This window comes from Pseudodonghicola sp., from assembly GCF_048268305.1.
Taxonomy (GTDB): Bacteria; Pseudomonadota; Alphaproteobacteria; order Rhodobacterales; family Rhodobacteraceae; genus Pseudodonghicola.
In genome coordinates, this window is sequence record NZ_JBLWVT010000001.1 from 473373 (window position 1) to 492349 (window position 18977).

Genomic DNA, 18977 nt, shown 5'->3' on the forward strand with positions numbered 1-18977 from the left:
CAAATGGTTTCCACGCAACGCAGAGAGGATATCAGATGACTTCCACAAAATCCAACATAAGCCGTCGCCGCCTGCTCGCTTCCGGCCTGGCCGCGCCCTTCGTCAGCATGATGCCGGGTCTCCTGACCCCGGCGCGTGCCGGCGAGACGGTGAAACTGCAGTTCATGTATCCGGTCGGCGTGTCGGGCGATATCAATACGATCATCTCCGGCATGATCAAGGAATTCAACGACACCCATGATGGCGTCGAGGTCGAGGCGATCTATGCCGGGTCCTATGACAATACCGAGCAGAAGGTGATCACCGCGCTGGGCGTCGGCGAGCCGCCGGCGCTGTGGCTGCCGATCAACTCCTCGCTGCAGACCTTCCTGGGACTCGATGCGCTGGAGGATATCACCGCGCAGGCCAAGGCCGACGACATCTATCAGGACTTCATCGGTGGCTTCCTCGATACCGCGGTGTCGGATGATCGGCTCTACGGCCTGTCCTATCAGCCCTCCACCCCGGTGCTCTATTACAACATGGACGCCTTCAAGGCTGCCGGCATCACCAAGGCGCCGGAAACCTGGGACGAGCTGTTCGAGACCGCCAAGGCGCTGACCATTCGCGACGGCGACGAGTTGAAGCGCTGGGGCCTGATCATCGGCGGCGGCTGGCACGACTGGATGTTCGAAGGCTATTGCCGGCAGAACGGCCTGGTGCCGTGGGAAAAGGACAAGGTGCTGTGGGATCGCCCCGAGTCGGTCGAGGCGCTGAGCTTCTGGAAGACCATGGTGGACGCGGGCTGCATGGCGCCGGCCTCGACCTGGCAGGGCTCTGCCAACGACTTCATGGCCGGGTCCACCGCGATGCTCTATCACTCCACCGGCTCGCTCACCAACCTGCGCAAGTCCTCGCCCTTCGAGGTCGGCGTCGCCTTCATGCCGAAGAAGAAGCAATGGGGCGCGTCGCAAGGTGGCGGCCCGCTGATGATCGCCAAGAACCAGTCGGACGCCAAGAAAGAGGCCGCCTGGACCTTTGCGCGCTGGATGACCAACACCAAGAACCAGTCGGAATGGTGCCGCGCGACCGGCTATCTGGCGGTGCGCAAGTCGGCCTGGGAAACCCCCGAGATGCAGCAGTACCTGATCGAGGTGCCGCAGGCCAAGGTGGCGATGGAACAGGCGCAATATTCCGGCGCCTTCCTGCAGGTGCCGGCCTATTCGCGCGCCCGTGACGTGCTGAAAAGCGCCATCGACCGCACCCTGGCCGGCGAGATCGCGCCGCAGGCGGCGCTGGAGGGGGCCACCACCGAGGTGAACCGCGAGATCACCCGCGTGCTGCGCCGTCAGAAGAGCTGATTCCCCCTTCGCCAAGGAGGGGCGCGGGCCGTTGCCGGTTCGCGCCCGTCACCCGTTTCCCCAAGGATAAAAGAATGGCCCAGAGTTTCGCCCAGACGCGCCGGAAAGAGGTTCTGCTGGCTTACGCCCTGCTGCTTCCCTCGCTCGTCTTTCTTGCCGTCTTCACCTATTGGCCGATCCTGCGGTCGATCTGGTTCAGCCTGCACGATGTGCTGCTGGGCGATCCCGAGATGTATTGGCTGGGGGCGGAGAACTATATCCGCCTGCTCGAGGACCGGCTGTTCTGGAAGGTGCTGGGCAATACCGCCTTCTACACGCTGACGACGATCCCGCTGTCGATCGCGGTGGCGCTGCTGCTGGCGGTGGCGCTCGACAGCAAGCTGCGCGGCATGGCGGTCTATCGCTCGGCCTTCTTCTATCCGGTGATGATCCCCTCGGTCGCGGCCGGTATGGTCTGGGTGTTTCTCTATGCCCCCGGCTATGGCCCGATCAACGAGGCGCTGACCACCTTCGGCCTGCCGCGGCTCGACTGGCTTTACGACAGAAAATGGGCGCTGCCGGCGATCGTGATCATGAGCATCTGGAAATATTCGGGCTATTTCATGCTGATCCTGCTGGCGGCGCTGAAGCTGGTGCCCTCGGACCTTTACGAGGCGGCGCGGCTCGACGGGGTGAGTGGATGGCAGCGGCTTCTCCACATCACCGTGCCGCTGATCTCTCCGACGCTCTATTTCGTCATCGTGATCGGGATTCTGCACAGCTATCAGATCTTCGATTATGTCTATGTGATGACCCAGGGCGGCCCCGCCGATAGCACCAATGTGCTGACCTTCTACATCTATCAGAACGGCTTTCAGTATCAGGACATCGGCTATGCCTCGGCGCTGGCCAATGCGCTCCTGGTCTTCGTGCTCGGCGTGATCGGGCTGGTTGCCGTCACCCTGGGCCGCCGGGTCCATTATCTGGGAGAACGCTGATGCGCGATCTGACCCCGGCCGCCACCCCGGCGCGCCGTCCCGCCCTGCGCAGGCTCTTGCGCGAGAAATGGCTGCATCTGCTGCTGGTGCCGCTGGCGCTTTTGTGGCTGAGCCCGCTGATCTGGATCGTCATCACCTCGCTCAAGACCAATGCCGAAGTGTTCGACCAGGCCGCCGGCTTCTGGCCGAAGGCATTGAATTTCGCCAACTATCCCAACACGCTCGCGGTGGCGCCCTTTGGCACCTATCTGATCAACTCGGTGATTGTCACTGGCTCGATCCTGACCGGGCAGATCGTCACCATCACGCTTGCGGCCTATGCCTTTGCGCGGCTGGAGTTTCCGTTCAAGAACGCGCTTTTCACCCTGTTCCTGCTGCAGGTGATGTTCCCGATCTATGCGATCTTCCTGACCAACTTCGTCACCCTGCGCGAAATGGGGCTAGTCAATACCCTGCCGGCGATGATCGTGCCTTTCGTCGCCTCGGGCTATGGCACCTTCATGCTGCGGCAGAGCTTTCGGCAAGTCCCGTCCGAGCTGTCGGATGCGGCGCGGCTGGATGGCTGCGGGCATTTCAGCATCCTGTGGCATGTCTATCTGCCGCTGGTGAAGCCGACGCTGATCGCCTTCGGCATCATCTCTGTCGTCACCCACTGGAACGATTACATGTGGCCGCTTCTGGTCACCAACTCGGAAAGCGTGCGCACCCTGCCGATCGGGCTGGGGTTGCTGGCCAAGGCCGACAGCGGCGCCGACTGGCCGCGGCTGATGGCCGGAACCACTCTCGTGGTATCGCCGCTGCTGCTGCTTTTCGTGATCTTCCAGCGTCGTTTCATCGACAGCTTCATGCATACCGGCGTCAAGTGACGCCAGAACCGGAGACCCCTCATGGCGACCGTCCAACTCAAGAACATCTGCAAGTCCTACGCCAAGCGCGAGACGGTGCATGACATCAACCTGACCATCGAGGATCACGAATTCATGGTGCTGGTCGGCCCGTCGGGCTGCGGCAAGTCCACCACGCTTCGGATGATCGCGGGGCTTGAGGATATCACCTCGGGCCAGTTGCTGATCGACGGGGTGGATGTCACCGACACCGCGCCGCAGAAGCGCGATATCGCCATGGTGTTCCAGAGCTATGCGCTCTACCCGCATATGACGGCCTATCGGAACATGGCCTTCGGGCTGATGAAGACCACCCGGCTGAGCAAGGCCGAGATCGACGCGCGCATCCGCGAGGCGGCCGAGATCCTGCATATCACCGACCTGCTCGACCGCCGACCGAAGGAGCTGTCGGGCGGCGAACGCCAGCGGGTGGCGATCGGTCGGGCGCTGGTGCGCCAGCCCAAGGTGTTCCTGTTCGACGAACCGCTGTCGAACCTCGATGCCAAGCTGCGCAACCGCATGCGCGGAGAGCTGAAGCGGCTGCATCAGGAACTGGGGCTGACGGTGATCTATGTCACCCATGACCAGATCGAGGCGATGACATTGGGCACCCGCGTTGCAATGATGTCGAAGGGGCAGTTGCAGCAGGTCGGCGCGCCGATGGAGATCTACATGCGCCCGTCGAACACCTTTGTCGCCACCTTCATCGGGTCGCCGGAAATGGGGCTGGTGCCCTGCCGCAGCGATGGGGCGGGGCGGATCGGCCACGCCGCCTTCGGTGCCGGGATCGACGTTGGCGGCGAGCTGCCCGACGAGGTGATCCTGGGCGTGCGGCCGGAGGAGATCAGCTTTGTCACCGCCGCGGCCGGCATGGCGCGCGGCCGGGTCGAGCGGACCGAGCTGATCGGTGCCGAGGCGCTGGTCGAAGTGGCGCTGGGCGCGGATCGGGTGGTGGTGAAAAGCCCGGTGGCCCTGGCCCCCGAGGCCGGCAGCGAAGTGGGGTTGGATTTCGACCTCAGCCGCGCGAGATTGTTTCACGCGGGAACCGGTCAGGCCATCGCGAGCGAGGCCTGATCAAGGGGGGAGAGATGACCAGAACAGCACGTCAGCAGCAGATTCTCGCGCTGCTCGAAGACCGCCGGAAGGCGGCGATCACCTATCTTGCGGAACAGTTCGACGTTTCGGACGAAACCATCCGCCGCGATCTCAAGGTCCTGTCGGAGGAGGGCATCGTCGAGAAGTTCCACGGCGGGGTGCGGCTGTCGATGCCGCGCACCGAGCCGCCCTTCGAGCGCCGGCTGCGCGAGGCGACCGAGGCCAAGACCGCCATCGCCGCCCGCGCCGCCAGCCATATCCGCGAAGGCGCCACGGTGCTTTTGGACAACAGCACCACCGCTTGTTTCCTGGCCCGCGAACTGGTGCATCGCGAACCGATGACCATTCTCACCATCTCGTTGGAGATCGCGCAGATTCTCTCCGCCGCCGACAGCCCGCACCGGGTGATCCTGCCGGGAGGGGAGTTGCGCAGCGCCGATCGCACCATCTCGGGGGCGGGCACGATCGAATTCCTGTCGCATTTCACCCCCAGTTATTTCGTGACCTCGATGGTCGCGGGCTCGGCCCGGGGCTGCTACGACTTCGATCTCTTCGAGGCGGAGTTCAAGCGTGCGATGATCCCGCTGGCGGATGAAACCATCGTGCTGCTCGATTCCAGCAAGTTCGGCAAATCCGGGCTGATCCATGTCTGCGACTGGTCGCAGGTGGATGTTCTGGTCACCGACGGCGCCCCGAATGAGATTCTGGAACAGATCGAACATGGCCATCTGCTGCTGACCGATCCCGCCGCCGGCGAGGCCAAGGCATGAGCGCGCCTGTGGACGTCGAGGCCGTCGCCGAAGAGATGCTGGCCGCCGCCCGACCGCTGGCGCGGGCCTATTTCCGCACCCCGCTGGAGGTCGAGCGCAAGGCGGATCACAGCCCCGTCACCCTGGCCGACCGCGCCATCGAGAAGGCGATGAAAGAGGTTCTGGCCCGGCGGCTTCCCGATCATGGCGTCTATGGCGAAGAGCATGGGGCCGCCCGGCTCGACGCGCGGCATGTCTGGGTGATCGACCCGGTCGACGGCACCAAGAGCTTCATCTCGGGCGTGCCGCTGTTCGGCACATTGATCGCGCTGCTTGACGCCGGCGCGCCGGTGATGGGGGTGATCGACATGCCGATGCTGGGGGAAACCTGGATCGGCCATGCCGGTGGCGAGACGCGGCTGAACGGGCGGCGCTGTGCCACTTCGGGCCGCACCCGGCTGGAGGAGGCGATCCTCTTCGCCACCTCGCCCGATCAGTTCACGCCGGCGGAGATGCAGGTCTTTGACGGGGTGAGCGCCGCCTGCCAGGCGCGCCGCTTCGGTGGCGATTGCTACAGCTATGGGTTGCTCGCCTCGGGTCATATCGACCTGATCCTCGAAGCCGAGCTGCAACCCTATGACTACCTGCCGGTGGTGCCGGTGGTGACGGCGGCGGGCGGGGTGATCAGCGACTGGCAGGGGGAGCCGCTGTCGCTGGCTTCCTCGGGGCAGGTGCTGGCGGCGGCCACGCCCGCGCTGCACCGAGCCGCGCTGGAGCGGATCGCGGAGCTGACGGCGAAGGCCTCGGGGCACCCGGCGCTGCGAGGGCTTTGATCCGCGGGCGGAAATCGCTGGGCGGGCAGGGGGCGAAGGCGGTATCACCATTGCAGGGCTGCGTCGTCAGCCCTGCCAACGACCGCGACGAGATGGAGCCGCCATGAAACTCGCCCTGCTGCAGACCCCGCCCGCCAATGGCGACCCCGATCAGGCGCTGGCCCGGCTGGAGGTCGCGGTAACCGCCGCCGCCGCGGCCGGTGCCGATCTTCTGATCGCGCCGGAGCTGCTGCTGCCCGGGTATAATTGCCCCGATCTTCATGCCGTCACGGCGCAGCCGGTCGAGGGGGCGTGGATCGCCCGGCTTTCCGCCCTGGCTGCGGCGCATCGCTGCGGGCTGGTGTTCGGCTGGGCCGAGCGGGCGGGCGATAGGGTCTTGAACAGCGCCACCGCCATCGGGCCCGACGGCGCTGTGCTCGCCACCTATCGCAAGCGCCAGCTCTTCGGCGCGATGGAGCGGGCGAGCTTTGCGCCCGGTCGCGATCCGGCGCCGGTCTTCGATCTGGCCGGGCGGCGCTGCGGGCTGCAAATCTGCTATGACATCGAGTTTCCCGAACATGCCCGCGACCTGGCCCGGCGCGGGGCCGAGGTGATCCTGGTGCCGACCGCCAATCCGGTGGGCTTCGAACATGTGCAGCGCCTGTTCGTGCCGGCCCGCGCCGCCGAGAATGCGGTCTTCGTCGCCTATGCGAATTATTGCGGCGCCGAGAATGGGCTTGAGTTCGGGGGGATGTCGGTCATCGCCGGCCCCGATGGCGTGCCGATCGCCAGCGCCGGACGCGGGCCCGCCTTGCTGATCGCCGATCTGCCGGCGCGGGGGGATTATCCGGCCGGGATGCTGTCGAGCCAGCTCGACGATCTGGTCAGCGGGGCATGACCAGCCGCGCGGCATCCAAGAGGCTGAACACCGGCCGCGCCGTCGCCTGTTGGATCGCGGCGGCATAGGGCGGCAGGTTGCCGCATTCCAGCACGATGGCCGCGATCTCGGGGGCGCGGGCGATCAGGCCACGGGCGGTCTCGGTCGCCTCGGCCTCCATCGCCGCCGGGTCGAAGCCGGTGCGCTGGCTCTCCTTCGCCGCCAGGAAGGTTTCCGCGAAAAGCGGCCGGTCCTGCAACCCGGCGATGCGCACCTCATCGGGGGTGGCGCCGGCGGCGCGGATCGCGGTCTCTCCCAGGGCGGTGGCCGAGGCGGTCAGAACGCCGATCGGCCGCGCCCCCATCATCTGCCGCACCACGGGCAGCAGGCACAGGCCCGACAGCGCCACCGGCACCGGCAGCCCCGCCGCGATCTCGCGCTGGACGGTGATCAGGAACCCGCAGGTCGAGGTGATCAGACAGGCGCCTTCGGCCACCAGCTCCTCGGCGGCGGTGCGAAACCGCGCCACCAGCTCGGGCGCGGGGCGGCCGTCGCGGACGATATCCGGGCTGCCGGCGCCTTCGATCACCCGCACCCGGGCGGGCAGGTGATAGCTGTCCGGATGGCCGGCATCGCCGGGAATCCGCGGAAAGCGGGTGTCGAGGCTCAGGATTCCGATGAAGGCGGGCATGGTGTCTCGAAGGCTGAGAAAAGAAGCGGTGTGGCGTAGATCGGGAATTGCATGGCCGCGACGAAGAGTGTCAGCAGCGGGTCGAACGGCAGCGAGGCCAGCACGACCGAGGTGTTGCGGTTACCGAAGACCAGCCCCAGGGCGCGGGCTGCCGGGCGCGGCAGCATGGTCATGGCGGCGGAACGGATCAGCAGGTTGCCGCCGAAATTCAGCGTGAGCGCCAGCAGAAGCAGGCCCAGCACCAGATGCGGCCGGGTCATCAGCGCCTCGCGACTGCCGGCGAGCAGCGGGAAGAGAAAGGCAATCATCGCCAGCGCGGCGAGGCCGTTCAGGATATCGGTGTTGCGGGCGATGCGGGCGCCGCCCCAGAGCGCGCGGATCGCGAGGCCCAGCAGAATGCCGCCCGAGAGCATGCCGCAGACCCGGAGCGCGAGCTGCGGGACCGAGGCCTCGAACGGCAGGCCACTGAGCCCGAGGGTGGCGGGCAGCAGGACGGGCGCCAGCAGGGTGCCGAGCAGGGTCAGCCGCAGCCCGAGGCTGAAGTCATAGCCCAGCATCAGGCAGAGGTTCGGGGCCGAGCCGAGGGGGGCTGCGGCGAAGAAGGCGGCGAGCAGCAGGAGAAGCTGGGGATCGGCCCCGGCCAGCCGGCCGAGCCCCACCACCAGCAGCGCCGCGCCGATCTGCGACAGCGCGAGCCAGAGCACCATCCCCAGCACCGGCCCCGGCGCGAAGAGCCGGCGCAGCGTGGCGGGGTCGAGCGGCTGGCGCGCGATGCCGAGGGCGGTGACCAGAACCACCAAGGCAGGCAGCAGCGGTCTCAGCCGGTCGGGCGACAGCGGCAGCAGCGGCACCGTCACCAGGCCCAGAAGCAGGAGGGCCGAGGCATGCCGGCCCATCCATGTCAGCGGGGTCATTGCGCGGCCTGCACCAGTTTCGGCAGCCAGGTGGCCAGGCCGGGAAAGGCCACCAACACCGCCACCATCAGCACCATGATCAGGAACATCGGCAGGGCGGTGCGGGCGATATACCCCATGTCGTGCCGGGTCATTCCCTGCAGCACGAAGAGGTTGAAACCCACCGGCGGGGTGATCTGCGCCATCTCGACCACCACCACGATGAAAATGCCGAACCACAGCAGGTCGATGCCGGCGGCGCGCACCATCGGCTCGATGATCGCCATGGTCAGCACCACCGCCGAGATGCCGTCGAGGAACATGCCGATGACGATATAGAACACGGTCAGCGCGGCGATCAGCGCCACCGGCGACAGATTCATCTGCGCGATCAGCCCGGCCAGGGCGCGTGGCACCCCGGTAAAGCCCATGGCGAGCGTCAGGAAGGCCGCGCCCATCAGGATCAGCGCGATCATCGCCGAGGTGCGGGTGGCGCCCAGCAGGCTGTCGCGGAAGGCCGCCCAGCTCAGCGAGCCCTGGATGCCGGCCAAGAGCAGCGCGCCGATCACCCCGAAGGCGGCGGCCTCGGTCGCGGTGGCGATGCCCAGGTACATCGAGCCGATGACGACCACGATCAGCACGATCACCGGGATCAGCAGGACCGAGGCGGACAGCTTTTCACCCAGGCTCATCCGCGGCTCGGGCGCCGGGGCCTGATCCTTGCGCACCACCGACCAGGCGGCGATATAGGCCATGAACATGCCAGCCAGCACCAGCCCGGGCAGCACGCCGGCCATGAACAGGCTGGTGATGCTTTCCTGCACGGTGACGCCGTAGACGATCAGCGTCAGCGACGGCGGGATCATCAGCCCCAGCGTGGCGGCGCCGGCCAGGGTGCCGATGATCATGAACTCGGGATAGCCGCGCTTGCGCAGTTCCGGGATCGACATCTTGCCGACGGTGGAGAGCGTCGCGGCCGAGGAGCCGGAGACCGCCGCGAAGACGGTGCAGCCCACGACGTTCGAATGCAGCAGCCCGCCCGGAAACCGTGCCAGCCAGGGGGCGAGTCCCTTGAACATGTCCTCGGACAGGCGGGTACGATAGAGGATCTCGCCCATCCAAATGAACAGCGGCAGCGAGGTCAGCGTCCAGCTTGAGGCCGAGGACCAGACGGTGATCGACATCGAACTGCCGGGGTTGCGCGGCGTGAAGCCGATCATCCCCATATAGGCCACCCCCATCAGCGCCAGCCCGACCCAGAGGCCGGAGCCCAGCAGGAAGAACAGCACGAAGAGGAAGACGCCGATCTTCAGCCCCACGGCATGGCGGTCGAAGCCGGTCATCAGGTGGACGGCGGCATAGATCACCAGGGCAGAGGCCGCCAGCATCACCAGCCGGGCGGGGATCGCGGCGAGCGCATCGCGCAGGATCGGCCTGCGCGGCGTGTCGATGCCATAGCCATCGGTAAACAGCAGTGCCAGCAGGCTGTCGAGGATGGCAATCGCCAGCAGGCAGGCGCCGAAGGCCATGGCGATCTGCGGTATCCACAGCGGTGTGCCGTCCTGCCCTTGCGAGACATCATTGATCTTGTGGCTCAGGATCGGTGCCTTGACCGCATACCAGGCGAAGAACAGCGCCACCACGGCGGCAGTGGTATAACACCAGATCTCGATCCCGCGACGCAGCGCGCTGGTGCGGTCGACCAGCATGCCGACGCGGATGTGTTCGTTGTGGCGGAAGGTGTCGGCCAGCGCCAGGAAGGAGGCTGTCGCCATCGCATAGCCGGCATAATTCGCGCCGCCGGGAAACAGGATGCCCAGCCAGCGGCTGACCATCTGCGCCACCACAAGGCAGAGAATCGCCACCAGCGCCAGCGCCGCGCCAAGGCCTGACAGGGAATAGAGGCGGTCGAACAGGCGCCGCATCAAGGTCGGCGTCCGGTTGCCGGGTTCGGGATCGGTCAATGTATCTCTATGCATCGGTTGTCCGACAGGCGCCCGGCGCATGTTCCACCCTGGCCGCAGCGCCGCGGCGCACTGGCAGGAGGGGTCACAGGTGCCCCGGAGCATCCGGGGCACCGTGCGGCGGGTTAGCCTGTTCTTACTCGGCTTTATAGGCGTCGATGATGGCCTTGCCATCCGCGCCGGTGGTGGCCAGCCATTCGGTCGTCATGGTCTCGCCGATCTCGGACAGCTTGGCGCTGACGGCGGCGGTCGGTGCGCCCACCGTCATGCCATGCTCGGCCAGGGTCTTGACGAAGCCATCGGCCAACTCGGCCGCCTTCTGGGTGCCGCGAAGCTGCGCCTTGGCCGCCTCGTCGGTGACGCAGGCCTTGGCCTTGTCGGACAGCCCGTTGAAGGCCTCGGTATTGACGAAGACCGTGTTGCGCGGCAGCCAGGCCTTGACGTCGTAGAAGTTGGTCATGTCTTCCCAGACGCTTTCGTCGACGCCGGTCGAACCCGAGGAGATCATCGCTGAAACGACGCCGGTGGCCAGCGCCTGTTTCAGATCGGCGGCCTCGATCTGGGTCGGCACCATGCCGGCCAGTTCGGCCACCCGGGCGGTGATCGCGTTATAGGCGCGGAACTTGACGCCCTTCATCGCCTCGGGCGTTTCCACCGGCTTGGAGAAATAGAGCCCCTGCGGCGGCCAGGGCACCGAATAGAGCAGGGTCAGGTTCTGATCGGCCATCACCTTGGACAGCACCGGCGCGGCGGCATCGCGCAGCTTGTCGGAGGCTTCGAAGGAGGTGGCGAGGAAAGGCACGGAATCATAGGCGAAGATCGGGTTTTCGTTGGCATGGGCCGACAGCAGACGTTCGCCGATCTGCGCCTCGCCAAGCTGGACGGCGCGCTTGATCTCGTCGCCCTTGAACAGCGACCCGCCGGCATGGATCACGATCTCCAGATCACCGCCGGTGCATGCCTTGACCGCATCGGCGAAGACCTGCGCGTTTTCGGTGTGATAGTTCGAGGCCGGGTAAGCCATCGGCATGTCCCAGGTCTCGGCCGTGGCGGCGCCGGCCAGCACCGTCGACAGCGCCAGGATCGAAGCTGCGGTGATTTTCATGATAAACCTCTCCGTGGTCATTATTGCAGTTTCTTGGGGGCCTGGGCCGATCGCGCCGACCCTTGGACTCCCTCAGTTTAAGACGTTGGCAGAAGTTGTCAGCTATTGGAATGAAACAAAGCTGGGTTCGCCATGACTGAAAGTCATGATGGGCGGATGCTCTCCGGTTTGTCTGCCTCCTGGCGGCGTCATTTTCAGTCGGCGAGCGATACCGGCGCCGGTTCGGGATGGAGATTGCCGGGGCCGGGGGGCGGCAAGCGGATTAGCCGCCGATGTAGAAGATCAGGCTGATCAGCAGCGCTGCAAGCGCGAATGTCATGGCGACGAAGCGGATGTTCCAGCGATGCGCCACCCGGGCGGCGGGCACGTCGCAGAACCTGCCGACGATCAGGTTCATCGCGCTGATCGGATTGATGCAGATCGCCAGCGCCCAGCCGATGCACAGGGTCAGCCCCAGCGCCAGCGCATGGCTCTGCCCCAACTGGGTCGGCCCGAGCAGCTGGGCGGCCAGCACCACCAGGATGGTATTGGGCAGATAGAGCGCGGCGGCGAAGGGGATGGCGAAGAGGCAGATCAGCAGGGTCGGCAGGCTGGCGAAGCTGCCGCCCGACAGCAGCGGCCAGAGCGGGCTGGCCTGCACCGCGACCGAGAGGGCGGCGCCGATCACATTGGCCGAGAGGAAAAGCGCGCTCTCTGATCGAAGATCGGCCAGCGCCAGCAACGCGTCGCGCAGGCGGGTTTCGAACGGCTGGATCCGCCCGGCTTCGAGCGCCAGCCAGATCAGTGAAAAGATCGGCAGGATCACCACGGCGGAGAGGGTGAAGTTGAGAACCAGCAGGTGATGCAGGGTGATCGTCAGTGCCAGCAACAGCGCGCTGGCGCCCAGCACCTGGGCCAGGGCTGCGGGCCGGCCGCTGGCGCTGCGGGCGGGCGGTTCATCCTGCGGCAGGCTCGCCTCCGGTGGCAGCAGCGGCCAGAGCGCCGAGAGGATCAGAATGACGAGGGTGAAGGCGAAGGCGGTGGCGATCAGCTCCATCGGCTCGATCCGGGGCAGGCCGGCGGTGACGATGGCAAAGCCCAGCGACATCGGTGACCAGATCGACACCAGCGCCGCGCCGCGCATTGCCGCCGTCACCATGGCGCGTCGGGCCGGGTCGTGCCGCACGTCGCGCCCGTCGACCGGCTGGGTCAGGTCGCCGATCATCGCGATGATGCCGATATTGAACATCAGCGCCATGAATTGCGCCCCGGTCTGCAGCGCGCCATAGCGGTGTCGGGGTCGGAAACCGAGCAGATATTCGGCCGCCGACCGGGTGATCTCGGCCCGTTTCACCGGCTGGCGCAGCAAGCCCAGCACCATCATCAGCCCGGCAAAGCCGCTGCCCTGCACCAGCGCCCGGACCAGTTTTGGCGTGGCCTCCGGCCAGACCAGCAGCACCAGCCCGAAGCCTGCCACCGCCAGCGCCGCGAACAGGCGCGCGAGCGGGATCAGCCGCGCCCATTGTGTCGCGACCCAGATCACCGACAGCACGGCGGCAAGCTGGCTCAGTCCCGGGTGATGCAGCAGCGCGCCGGCGATCAGCGCCAGCAGCAGCGCGCATTGCAGGGCGACCCCGGCGGTCAACCCGACGCGGGACAGGGGCGGCGTCGCGGGTGTCATGCCGGCAGGTCAAGCTCGGCGCAGGGGAGGCGGGTCATGGCGTCTTGCAGTTCCGCTGTCGAGGTGGCGTAGGAGAGCCGGAAATAGGGCGAAAGCCCAAAGGCTGCCCCCGGTACCATGGCGGCATGGGCGGTCTCAAGCAGCCAGGCGCAAAACTCGCGATCCGTGGTCAGGGTTTGCCCCGCGGCGGGCCCGGCACCATAGCCCAGCCGCCAACCGGTCATCGCATAGGCTTTCGAAACGCCGTTGACGATCCCCGGCTGGCCTTGGCGCCGCGGCTCGGCCGCCCGCGCCCCGATGGCGAGGATTTCCGAAACCTTCTGATCCGCCAGGCGTCTGGCGCGGCGGAAGGCCGGGGTTTGGGGATCGGACATCGCAGATCTCAGACGATCTGGTTGACGAGATCGCCCCGTCCCGCCCAGAGCCGGTCGAGATTCTGGGTCAGCAGGTTGAGCACGTTCAATTCGTAGCGGCGGGTTTCCCCGGCGGAGTGCGGGGTCAGGACCACGTTCCGCATCGCCCACAGCGGGCTGTCGGCCGGCAGCGGCTCGGTCGCGCAGACGTCGATGCCGGCACCGGCAAGGCGGTTCTGCTGCAGGGCGGCGATCAGCGCCGCCTCGTCGACGCAGGCGCCGCGGGCGACATTGATCAGGAAGGCGCTGGGTTTCAGCCGACCCAGTGCTTCAGCGTCGATGATGTGGCGGGTCTCTTCGGTCAGCGGGCAGCTCAGCACCAGCACGTCAGCTTGGGGCAGCAGCGTCTTCAGTGCCTTGAACGAATGGATCTCGTCGGCGGCACCGGAACCTTTGGCCGGATCGCGGCGCAGGCCGATCACCTTCATGTCGAAGGCCTTGGCAAGCCTGGCGATACGGTCGCCGATGCCGCCGGTGCCGACGATCACCATGGTCTTGCCTGGCAGCTCGTCCTCGCGCTGCATCGGGTTGCTCTGTTCGCGCCGCCATATCCGGGCGTTCTGGTTGTCGCGGGCCAGTGCCAACTGGCGGGTCAGCGACAACATCAGCCCGATGGCATGTTCCGACACCGCGTTCTTGTTCACCCCCTGGCCCGAGGCCAGCCGGATGCCGCGAGCGCGGAAGGCGTCGAGATCGTATTGGTTGATGCCGGCGCTGATCGATTGCAGGTACTTCAGCCGGGGGGCGTGGTTCAGCAGGTCGTTCTTCCACAGGCCGGAGATGACGAGCACATCGGCCTCGGGCAGGGCGGCTTCGAGATCGGCATGAGTGCCGACCTGCATCGTGTTGATGATGCCATGGGGGGCGGCATCGAAGCTCGGCTTGAAGTCATAGGCGGCGTGGGCAAAGCAGATGGTCAACTCCTGGCGGCCGGGCAGAAGGGGGGTGAGCGGGGGGTGGTCCGTCATCTCGGGTCTCCGTCAGAAAGGTAAAGAGCATCGGGCCGCGGCGCAGCCGGAACAAGGCGAAAGGCGAGGCGGCTCAGCCGAAGCGGGCCGGAGAGAAGGGGGCGATGTCGATGGCGGGCGGTCGGCCGGCAACGAGATCGGCAATCAGCTGCCCGGTCATCGGGGCGGAGTTCAGCCCGATATGGCCGTGGCCGAAGGCATAGAGGACATCCGGGCAGGAGCGGGCGGCGCCGATCACCGGCAGCCCATCCGGGGTGGAAGGGCGGTTGCCCTGCCAGCGCTTGACCGGGCCGGCCTGCCCGTCGCGGCCAAGGCCGGGGAAACAGGCGATCAGCTTGTCGCGCAGGATATCGGCGCGACGCCAGTCGGGGGCGGCGCTCGCCGAGGCGAATTCGACCTGGCCCGCGACCCTGAGCCCGCCGGCGGTGCGCACGATGGCGACCTTCAGATCCTGCGGCATCACCGGGATGGTCAGATCGAGCGCGGCCTCGGGCAGCTCCACATGATAGCCGCGCTCCGCCTCCAAGGGGATCGGGTCGCCGCTGCGCCGTGCCAGCGAGCGCGATCCGATGCCGGCGGCGATCACCGCGCGGTCGCAGCGGATCGCGCCCTGATCGGTCTCGACCGCACGCAGCCGCCCGTCGGCGATCGTCAAGCCGGTGGCGCGGGCCTTGGCGTGGGTCATGCCCTGGGCCGCGCAATGGTGGGCGATGGCGGCGACATAGCCGCCGGGATCGGTGCAATGGCGCCCCTCGGGCAACAGGATGCCCAGGGTGTAGCGGTCGGCCAGGCCAGGGGCCAGCCGGGCCAGTTCGGCGCCTTCGACCTGCCGGGTCTGCACCCCGCAGAGCGCGCGCAGCCGCCAGGACAGCCCGTCGGCCTCAAAGGCGGCGCGGTCGGTATAGAGGTACAGCAGCCCCTCGGCACGGATCATCCCGGCGACGCCGGCGCGGGCGGCCAGATCGCCATGCCGCGCCGGTGCCTGATCCAGCAGGCTGGCCAAGGCCCGGGCGGTGCGGGTCACCCGCGCCTCGGTCCAGCCGGCCAGCAGGAAGCGGATCAGCCAGGGCAGCAGGCGCGGCAGATAGGGCCAGCGGATGGTCAAGGGGCCGCTGCGGTCGAGCAGATAGCGGGGCACCTGCGCCCAGAGCCCCGGGGCTGACATCGGGATCACCGAGGCCGGGCTGATGAAGGCGCCATTGCCATAGCTGGCCGCCTGGTCGCCGCCGAAGGCGCCGGGCTCGATCACGGTGACGCGGTTGCCGTCACGGATCAGCGCCTCGGCCGTGGCGATGCCGACGATGCCGCCGCCGATCACAACGATATGCTGGCCTGAGCCCTGTGCCATGGTATCCTCGGTTCTGTCAGTTTCGGCATGACCTCAGCTCATCCCCGGACAGGGTATGGTGCGCAGGCATTGCCGTAAATCTTTGCATATTTCTTCGACAACGCCAGATCGCCGTCACCTTTTCAGGTGTGCCAGAGTTGCTTTCGTTCGAGAACTGCCGAAAAGGTCAGACAAGGATGACTTTTGGTCATGAAGAGAGATCCCTGAGATGCGGCGGTTCCTGCCCTCCCATACGGCGCTTCTGGCGTTCGAATCCGCGGCGCGGCACATGAGCTTCACCAAGGCGGCAGAGGATCTGTCGATCACCCAGAGCGGGGTGAGCCGGCAGATCAGCAATCTCGAGACCTTGCTGGGGGTGCGGCTGTTCGAACGGGTGGGATCGCGCCTGGTGCTGACCGAGACGGCCAAGACCTATCTTGAGGAGGTGACCAGCGGGCTGAACCAGATCGAGCAGGCCTCGGTCAATTGCGTGCGTGGCCAGACGCTGGAGGAGGCGCTGGTGGTCTGCGCCCATCCGACACTGATCTCGCGCTGGTTGACGCCGCGGTTGCGGGATTATCTCGGTGGGCGGTCGGATGTGGTGATCGAGCTGGTCACCACCACCAAGGACATCGACTTCACCCAGACGCGGATCGACCTGGCGATCCTGCGCGGGCGTGGGTCGTGGACCGCCAGCCGCTCGCACGAGCTGTTCCGCGAGGAGCTGGCGGTGGTTGCGGCCCCCGGTGTCGTCGCCCCGCGCCATCCCGGCGAGGCGCTGGATTTCGACCAGTTGCCGACCTTGCAGAACGCCAGCCGGCCCGATCTGTGGCTGACCTGGTTGCGCGGGGCCGGGTTGCGCCATTGCGGTGCGATCCGCGGACCACGCTTTCCGCACAGCGAATTGCTGATCTCGGCGGCGAAGAATGGGCTTGGCCTGGCGGTGGTGCCGCTGCCCTATGTCGAGGCCGAACTGGCGAGTGGCGCGCTGGTCCTGCCGTTCGGCGGGCCGGTGGTCACGGCGGACAGCTATTGGCTGGTGCGGCCGGAACAAGGCAGCGAAATTCCCGCCGCGCATCAGTTTGCCCTCTGGGTGAAAGATCAGGCGCGACAGTTCCGCCGTACCGCCTCGCATCTGCGCGGCGGCATGTGACCGCGTGGCGCTGGCCGGTCGCTCTGCCCCGGCGGTCTGGGCGGCTGGCGCGCTTTGATGGATCATCAATGGTCGCGACGCCGGTCAGGCCCATCGTGCCGTGCCGCATGGCATTGGGGGATAGCGGCTGAAAGCCCGGCGGCGCAACGGCTGTGGAACCCGCTGGGAAACCTGCTAGGGGGAGGAGGAAAAGACAGTCAGGACAGAAGCATAGCCTTGTCAGAAATAATATCGCCCGGCCCCGTTCATATCGCCGAGGTACTGGTCGCGATGCCCCGATTCTGGGACGGGCTGTCGCGGGAGGTCGAGGATCTTCTAAGCGTGCACGCCACACTGCCGGCCGAGGTGCATTATCTGGCCGACATCCGCCACTGGATCCTGATCCAGATGGCAATCGCGCTGCATTTCGAACGCCAATGCGACGAGACCCGTCCGCCGCTGTCGCCGAAGACCCTGACCGCGGCGATCGCCGTCACCGGGATCGCCAGCCGCAACACCGTTCGCGCCTTTCTGAACGAGATGACCCGGGTGCAGCTGACCGATCACCCCCCGCGCGCGGTGCAGCGCCAGCGCGCGCCCCAGGTGTCGCGCAAGAGCGAGCGGCTGATGCTGACCTATATCGACACCCATCTGCGCGCGCTCGATACCATCGACGGCGGCAGTCGCAGCGGCGCGCTGCGGCGCCGGCCCGGGATGCTGGCCTATCTGCAGCCGTGCTTCGCCCGCCGGATTTGCCTGTCGCCGGCCTGGTACGATCCGCCGGCAGAGGTCAGGCTGTTCACCAACAGCGCCTCGGGCAGCAGTGTCCTGCATGATCTGGTGTTGTCCGCCCGGCAGCGGTCCGCCGATGCCGAAGGGCGGATCTGGGTTGGCCAAGTCGCCGCCGCGCAAGTGGCGCAACGCTATCAGGTTTCGGTCGCCCATGTGGCGCGGATGTTCGGCAAGGCCCGCACGCTTGGCGCGATGGGCTGGGCGCGCCCGGGCAATCGCGGCGACTGCTGGATTTCCGAAGGGCTCGGGCGGGCCTATCTCAGCTGGCAGGCGGAAAAGCTTGCCGCACTGTCCGCCGCCTGCCCGGAGGCCTGGGCGCGGGCCGGGGTCTCAGGCTAAAGCCGGTACATCGGTCAGCCGGCAAACCTGTCGGTCGCGCGGATCAGCCGGTCGCGGATGCCGGGCTCGGTGGCGGCATGGCCGGCGCCCTCGACGATATGGAGCCTCGCCTCCGGCCAGGCCTGATGCAGGTCATAGGCCGTCTTGACCGGGCAGGGCATGTCATAGCGGCCATGGATGATCTCGCCGGGGATGCCGCGCAGCTTGCCTGCGTCGCGCAGCAATTGCCCGGGCTCCAGCCAGCAGCCATGCAGGAAATAGTGGTTCTCAAGCCGCGCGAAGGCCAGGGCGAAATGGGCGTCGCCATAGGTGCGCTCGACCTCAGGGCGCGGCAGCAGGGTGATCGTGGTGCCCTCCCAGATCGCCCAGGCCTGGGCTGCCTCCAGCCGGACGGCCTCCTCCGCGGCGGTCAGGCGTCTGCGATAGGCCGCGATCAGATCGTCGCGTTCGGCTTCGGGGATGGGGGCGAGAAAGCGGTCCCAGGCGTCGGGGAACATCTGCGAGACGCCAAAGCGGTAATACCAGTCGATCTCGGCCTGGGTGACGGTATAGACGCCGCGCAGGATCAGGGCGCTGACCCGTTCGGGGTGGGTCTGCGCATAGGCCAGCGCCAGCGTCGAGCCCCAGGAACCGCCGAACACCAGCCAGCTGTCGCAGCCGACCAGCCTGCGCAGCCTCTCGATATCCTCGACCAGATGCCAGGTGGTGTTCGCCTCGAGCCCGGCATGTGGGGTCGAACGGCCGCAACCGCGCTGATCGAACAGCAGCAGATCATAGCGCGCGGGGTCGAAGAACCGGCGATAGTCGGGGTTGATGCCGCCGCCCGGCCCGCCGTGCAGGAATACCGCCGGTCGCGCGCCGGGCGTGCCGACGCGTTCGTAATAGACGCTGTGGCCGTCCCCCACCTCCATGAAGCCGGTCTCGTAGGGCTCGATTTCGGGATAGAACTCCCGCAGATG

The 18977-nt window shown here is 66.9% G+C and carries 18 protein-coding genes and 1 pseudogene; 9 read left to right on the plus strand and 10 right to left on the minus strand.

Translation table 11 applies throughout. The annotated features are described in order from the left end of the window. The first annotated feature begins 35 nt into the window (after positions 1-35). The 7 genes from ACN0V4_RS02290 to ACN0V4_RS02320 all read left to right on the plus strand — a co-directional run bounded on the left by ACN0V4_RS02290 (position 36) and on the right by ACN0V4_RS02320 (position 6755). Positions 36-1340: an ABC transporter substrate-binding protein gene (locus tag ACN0V4_RS02290; RefSeq protein WP_417672894.1), complete on the plus strand. Its 1305-nt coding sequence runs from the start codon at positions 36-38 to the stop codon at positions 1338-1340. A gap of 74 nt (positions 1341-1414) precedes the next feature. Then, positions 1415-2317 (plus strand): carbohydrate ABC transporter permease, encoded by a 903-nt coding sequence (locus tag ACN0V4_RS02295; RefSeq protein ID WP_417672895.1) that lies wholly within the window; start codon positions 1415-1417, stop codon positions 2315-2317. Continuing rightward, the gene (locus ACN0V4_RS02300; RefSeq protein WP_417672896.1) at positions 2317-3183 is read left to right on the plus strand and encodes a carbohydrate ABC transporter permease; all 867 of its coding nucleotides are present in this window, start codon (positions 2317-2319) and stop codon (positions 3181-3183) included. The genes ACN0V4_RS02295 and ACN0V4_RS02300 overlap by 1 nt, the downstream gene beginning before the upstream one ends. Positions 3184-3204: 21 nt before the next feature. After that, positions 3205-4275 carry an ABC transporter ATP-binding protein gene (locus ACN0V4_RS02305; RefSeq protein ID WP_417672897.1) on the plus strand — a complete coding sequence of 357 codons (1071 nt, stop codon included), beginning with the start codon at positions 3205-3207 and terminating at the stop codon, positions 4273-4275. Positions 4276-4289: 14 nt separating this feature from the next. Then, complete coding sequence (locus ACN0V4_RS02310) at positions 4290-5066, plus strand: DeoR/GlpR family DNA-binding transcription regulator (RefSeq protein WP_417672898.1); 777 nt, start codon at positions 4290-4292, stop codon at positions 5064-5066. After that, complete coding sequence (gene hisN / locus ACN0V4_RS02315) at positions 5063-5878, plus strand: histidinol-phosphatase (protein ID WP_417672899.1); 816 nt, start codon at positions 5063-5065, stop codon at positions 5876-5878. Before ACN0V4_RS02310 ends, hisN begins: the two co-directional genes overlap by 4 nt. 103 nt (positions 5879-5981) lie before the next feature. Continuing rightward, entirely contained in the window at positions 5982-6755 is a 774-nt protein-coding gene (locus ACN0V4_RS02320) for a carbon-nitrogen hydrolase family protein (protein ID WP_417672900.1), read from the plus strand. On the opposite strand, the gene ACN0V4_RS02325 is transcribed toward ACN0V4_RS02320, so the two are convergent. From ACN0V4_RS02325 to ACN0V4_RS02365, 9 genes and pseudogenes are all read right to left on the minus strand, one after another. Next, positions 6742-7425 carry an aspartate/glutamate racemase family protein gene (locus tag ACN0V4_RS02325; RefSeq protein WP_417672901.1) on the minus strand — a complete coding sequence of 228 codons (684 nt, stop codon included), beginning with the start codon at positions 7423-7425 and terminating at the stop codon, positions 6742-6744. The two genes, ACN0V4_RS02320 and ACN0V4_RS02325, sit on opposite strands and share 14 nt — an antisense overlap. Further along, positions 7401-8339, minus strand: a complete 939-nt coding sequence (locus ACN0V4_RS02330) for a hypothetical protein (RefSeq protein ID WP_417672902.1) — start codon at positions 8337-8339, stop codon at positions 7401-7403. The genes ACN0V4_RS02325 and ACN0V4_RS02330 overlap by 25 nt, the downstream gene beginning before the upstream one ends. Next, positions 8336-9661, minus strand: coding sequence for a TRAP transporter large permease (locus ACN0V4_RS02335; protein WP_417673065.1), 1326 nt, complete (start codon positions 9659-9661; stop codon positions 8336-8338). Before ACN0V4_RS02335 ends, ACN0V4_RS02330 begins: the two co-directional genes overlap by 4 nt. Before the next feature lie 138 nt (positions 9662-9799). Continuing rightward, positions 9800-10456: pseudogene (locus ACN0V4_RS02340) on the minus strand (TRAP transporter small permease); the annotation flags it as partial. Next, a complete protein-coding gene (locus tag ACN0V4_RS02345; protein WP_417672903.1) occupies positions 10419-11387 on the minus strand; it encodes a TRAP transporter substrate-binding protein in 969 nt (322 codons plus the stop codon). The gene ACN0V4_RS02345 and the pseudogene ACN0V4_RS02340, both read right to left, overlap by 38 nt. 262 nt (positions 11388-11649) lie before the next feature. Next, the gene (locus ACN0V4_RS02350; RefSeq protein ID WP_417672904.1) at positions 11650-13047 is read right to left on the minus strand and encodes a hypothetical protein; all 1398 of its coding nucleotides are present in this window, start codon (positions 13045-13047) and stop codon (positions 11650-11652) included. After that, positions 13044-13421, minus strand: coding sequence for a hypothetical protein (locus ACN0V4_RS02355; RefSeq protein WP_417672905.1), 378 nt, complete (start codon positions 13419-13421; stop codon positions 13044-13046). Before ACN0V4_RS02355 ends, ACN0V4_RS02350 begins: the two co-directional genes overlap by 4 nt. Positions 13422-13429: 8 nt before the next feature. After that, on the minus strand, positions 13430-14428 hold the full coding sequence (locus ACN0V4_RS02360) for a D-2-hydroxyacid dehydrogenase (protein ID WP_417672906.1): 999 nt from the start codon (positions 14426-14428) through the stop codon (positions 13430-13432). Positions 14429-14501: 73 nt separating this feature from the next. Further along, a complete protein-coding gene (locus tag ACN0V4_RS02365) occupies positions 14502-15776 on the minus strand; it encodes an NAD(P)/FAD-dependent oxidoreductase (protein WP_417672907.1) in 1275 nt (424 codons plus the stop codon). Between the two features lie 208 nt (positions 15777-15984). Between ACN0V4_RS02365 and ACN0V4_RS02370 the strand changes: the two genes are divergently transcribed. Together ACN0V4_RS02370 and ACN0V4_RS02375 are read left to right on the plus strand one after the other, a co-directional pair. Continuing rightward, on the plus strand, positions 15985-16908 hold the full coding sequence (locus tag ACN0V4_RS02370; protein WP_417672908.1) for a LysR substrate-binding domain-containing protein: 924 nt from the start codon (positions 15985-15987) through the stop codon (positions 16906-16908). Between the two features lie 270 nt (positions 16909-17178). Further along, the gene (locus ACN0V4_RS02375; protein ID WP_417672909.1) at positions 17179-18018 is read left to right on the plus strand and encodes a hypothetical protein; all 840 of its coding nucleotides are present in this window, start codon (positions 17179-17181) and stop codon (positions 18016-18018) included. Positions 18019-18032: 14 nt separating this feature from the next. Here the strand turns inward: ACN0V4_RS02375 and pip are convergent, their stop codons facing one another. Next, positions 18033-18974 (minus strand): prolyl aminopeptidase, encoded by a 942-nt coding sequence (pip, locus tag ACN0V4_RS02380; protein WP_417673066.1) that lies wholly within the window; start codon positions 18972-18974, stop codon positions 18033-18035. Between the last annotated feature and the right edge of the window lie 3 nt (positions 18975-18977).

What these genes read in the sequence shown, in the direction of transcription:
- ACN0V4_RS02290 (WP_417672894.1), top strand. Translation starts at nt 36, where the DNA reads ATGACTTCCACAAAATCCAACATAAGCCGTCGCCGCCTGCTCGCTTCC.
- ACN0V4_RS02295 (WP_417672895.1), top strand. Translation starts at nt 1,415, where the DNA reads ATGGCCCAGAGTTTCGCCCAGACGCGCCGGAAAGAGGTTCTGCTGGCT.
- ACN0V4_RS02300 (WP_417672896.1), top strand. Translation starts at nt 2,317, where the DNA reads ATGCGCGATCTGACCCCGGCCGCCACCCCGGCGCGCCGTCCCGCCCTG.
- ACN0V4_RS02305 (WP_417672897.1), top strand. Translation starts at nt 3,205, where the DNA reads ATGGCGACCGTCCAACTCAAGAACATCTGCAAGTCCTACGCCAAGCGC.
- ACN0V4_RS02310 (WP_417672898.1), top strand. Translation starts at nt 4,290, where the DNA reads ATGACCAGAACAGCACGTCAGCAGCAGATTCTCGCGCTGCTCGAAGAC.
- hisN (WP_417672899.1), top strand. Translation starts at nt 5,063, where the DNA reads ATGAGCGCGCCTGTGGACGTCGAGGCCGTCGCCGAAGAGATGCTGGCC.
- ACN0V4_RS02320 (WP_417672900.1), top strand. Translation starts at nt 5,982, where the DNA reads ATGAAACTCGCCCTGCTGCAGACCCCGCCCGCCAATGGCGACCCCGAT.
- ACN0V4_RS02325 (WP_417672901.1), bottom strand. Translation starts at nt 7,425, where the DNA reads ATGCCCGCCTTCATCGGAATCCTGAGCCTCGACACCCGCTTTCCGCGG.
- ACN0V4_RS02330 (WP_417672902.1), bottom strand. Translation starts at nt 8,339, where the DNA reads ATGACCCCGCTGACATGGATGGGCCGGCATGCCTCGGCCCTCCTGCTT.
- ACN0V4_RS02335 (WP_417673065.1), bottom strand. Translation starts at nt 9,661, where the DNA reads ATGACCGGCTTCGACCGCCATGCCGTGGGGCTGAAGATCGGCGTCTTC.
- ACN0V4_RS02345 (WP_417672903.1), bottom strand. Translation starts at nt 11,387, where the DNA reads ATGAAAATCACCGCAGCTTCGATCCTGGCGCTGTCGACGGTGCTGGCC.
- ACN0V4_RS02350 (WP_417672904.1), bottom strand. Translation starts at nt 13,047, where the DNA reads ATGACACCCGCGACGCCGCCCCTGTCCCGCGTCGGGTTGACCGCCGGG.
- ACN0V4_RS02355 (WP_417672905.1), bottom strand. Translation starts at nt 13,421, where the DNA reads ATGTCCGATCCCCAAACCCCGGCCTTCCGCCGCGCCAGACGCCTGGCG.
- ACN0V4_RS02360 (WP_417672906.1), bottom strand. Translation starts at nt 14,428, where the DNA reads ATGACGGACCACCCCCCGCTCACCCCCCTTCTGCCCGGCCGCCAGGAG.
- ACN0V4_RS02365 (WP_417672907.1), bottom strand. Translation starts at nt 15,776, where the DNA reads ATGGCACAGGGCTCAGGCCAGCATATCGTTGTGATCGGCGGCGGCATC.
- ACN0V4_RS02370 (WP_417672908.1), top strand. Translation starts at nt 15,985, where the DNA reads ATGCGGCGGTTCCTGCCCTCCCATACGGCGCTTCTGGCGTTCGAATCC.
- ACN0V4_RS02375 (WP_417672909.1), top strand. Translation starts at nt 17,179, where the DNA reads ATGCCCCGATTCTGGGACGGGCTGTCGCGGGAGGTCGAGGATCTTCTA.